The 2,447-nt window shown below is 60.0% G+C and carries 1 protein-coding gene; it reads left to right on the forward strand.

Features of this window, described 5'->3' with window-relative positions:
- The first annotated feature begins 289 nt into the window (after positions 1 to 289).
- A complete protein-coding gene (locus NW819_RS12550; protein WP_414413948.1) occupies positions 290 to 2,260 on the forward strand; it encodes a protein kinase domain-containing protein in 1,971 nt (656 codons plus the stop codon).
- Positions 2,261 to 2,447 lie beyond the last annotated feature (187 nt).

Here is a 2,447-nt window from a genome sequence, read left to right on the forward strand (position 1 = left end):
ACTCCGTCCCGCTGGCGCGAACCGTAGGGTGGGCCTGGCCAAAGTCTGCCAAGAGCTGGGATCCCACGCTGGCCGTAGCCTGCAAGGCAAACTCGGTAACCTCCAGCCAGAAAGGGGATAGAGCAGCAGTTGCAGAAGGAGCACTCATGCCCCAATCCTAGCGGGATCCCTGGCTTTTGGGGTGGAAAAGGGGTCGCAATGGCAGCGGATCCCTCACAAGCAGGTTCTAGGCCCATAAGCTGAATAGAATCAAATCATAGGTAAACTCCCCAGCTGGCCACCCTCCTCCATGAACCAGCGCCTGATTGGACAACTGATTGGCAACCGCTACCGGCTGACCCGCCACATCAGCGAGGGTGGCTACGGCAATGTGTTCGAGGCGGTGGATACCCAGCTCAATGACGAGCTGGTGGCCGTCAAGTTGTTGCGCCCGCCGCCCCCGGACATGGGCCCAGAGTACTACCAGCAACTGCAGCAACGCTTCATGGATGAGGCCAGGGTCAGCGCTCTATTGGGCGAGCACCCCAACATCGTGCAGGTGCGCTCTTACGGCCTGTACCAAAACCAGCCCTACCTGGTGATGGAGTACCTGAACGCCAAACCCTACAGCGGCCAGGGGTTGGACTATGTGCTGGCTCGGGAAGGCCCCCTGCACCCAGAGCGGGTGGTGAACTTGGCTCTGCAGATTTGCTCTGCCCTGCACCACGCCCACAACTTTCAGATGGATCTGGGCAAGCACTCCATTCGCGGCGTCATCCACCGCGACATTAAACCCAGCAACATCTTTGTGCAGAAAGGGCCCGATGGGAAAGAGCGGGTCAAGATCCTGGACTTCGGCATTTCCAAGCTCATGGGGGAGACCTCTCGTGGCCTGACGCAGACGGGCTATTTTTTGGGCACGATGGTCTATGCCTCGCCCGAGCAAATGCGCGGAGAAAAGCTGGATGGCCGCTCCGACATCTATTCCCTGGGGGTGGTGCTGTACGAGCTGTTAACTGGTGCGTTGCCCTTCGAGCCGGATACCGACACCTTGCAAGGCTGGTACCACGTCCACAACTTTCAAAAGCCCCGCCCCTTCCAAGACCACAAGCTAGCCCACCCCATCCCCGCTGCCCTGGAGAAGGTTGTCCTCCAGTGCCTAGAGAAAGACCCTGCCCTCCGCCCGGCCAACATGGAAGTGCTCGGCCAGCAGCTACAGGCTGTCTATGGAAACAAGGTTGCCCCTCCTGACCCGTTCGTCCCCTCAAATTCCTCTCGTTCACCTCAAGGTGTTCGCCCCCCGCGGATCCCGACCGGATTTGGCCAGCCGACTTCCCAACAGCCCCGAACTGCCCCAGTTGAGGAAGAAAAGCTCCAGCAGGCGGTCAGTCTGATCGAGGCAGGCGAGTACAAGATGGCCGTCCATTTGCTCAACGAGCTGATCCAGAGCGCCCCCAACGAAGCCCGCTACTATCTCTACCGCGGCCTGGCCCACCAACGACAGGGGCATTGGGGCCTTGCCCAGATGGACTATCAAGGGGTGCTGCGGCTGGAGCCGGGTAACCCTTCAGCGGAACAGGGGCTGCGCGAGGTGGAACAGAAGGTTGGGCAGGAACATGTCAACAGCAAGTCCGGCTCTCATCTGTTGGATGCACCCCTGAATGCACCCCGCCTGGGCAAAGGGTCGGCGTTGAGTTGGCTCTTGGCCAATTTGGGGGCGGCTGGGATCGGCTACCTGGGGCTGGGGGCATCAGCGCCTCTGCTGGCGGCTTTGGGATCACTACAAGAAGCGGTGGCTGGAGCCGGCCTTGGCTTGCTGATGGGGCTGCTGCAGTGGCTGGTGTTGCGGCGGCAGGTTTCGGTGGGATGGGTGGCTGCAACTTTGCTGGCCACGGCTTTGGGCTGGGCGGCGGCGGATTTCCTCGCTCCCCAGGTGGGGGTGGCAACCTCTGCTTTTAACCCGACGGATCCCTGGCTCCAAAATGTCTTGCAGGCAATGGGAGATGCGCTGCGCGGTTTGCTGGTGGGGGTCGGCGTTGGTGGGCTGCAATGGGCCTTGTGGTCTCAGCGCTGGAAAGGTAGCCGGGCTTGGATCTTGGCGGCAGTTGCCGAAGGGGCAGGATCGGCTCTGTTGATGGGTTGGCTGCTGGACAATACTACCTTGAACAGTTGGCTGCTGCTGATCGTGGGGCTACTGGCCAACACGCGCCCCCTTAGCGCAATGGTGCTTTTGAATTTGCGCCGGATCCCTCCTGTTCAAAGTCAACAACAAGCCCCTTAGCCCACAGGGATCCCATCTGAGTTCTCTCTCTCAAGAAGAGGGAAAGACAGGAATCAAAACCGCTCATTATTTTTCTCACGATTTTTCTCACGGTTACCGGGGAGCGCCGTGAGATCCCCAGCTCAGAGCTACGCGACTGGTTGTAGGGAGTAGGGTCGTTTGAGCTAGTAAACTACCCGACTCCGAC

The organism is Synechococcus sp. R8-2, assembly GCF_047461715.1.
In the GTDB taxonomy this organism is placed as follows: Bacteria; Cyanobacteriota; Cyanobacteriia; order Thermostichales; family Thermostichaceae; genus Thermostichus.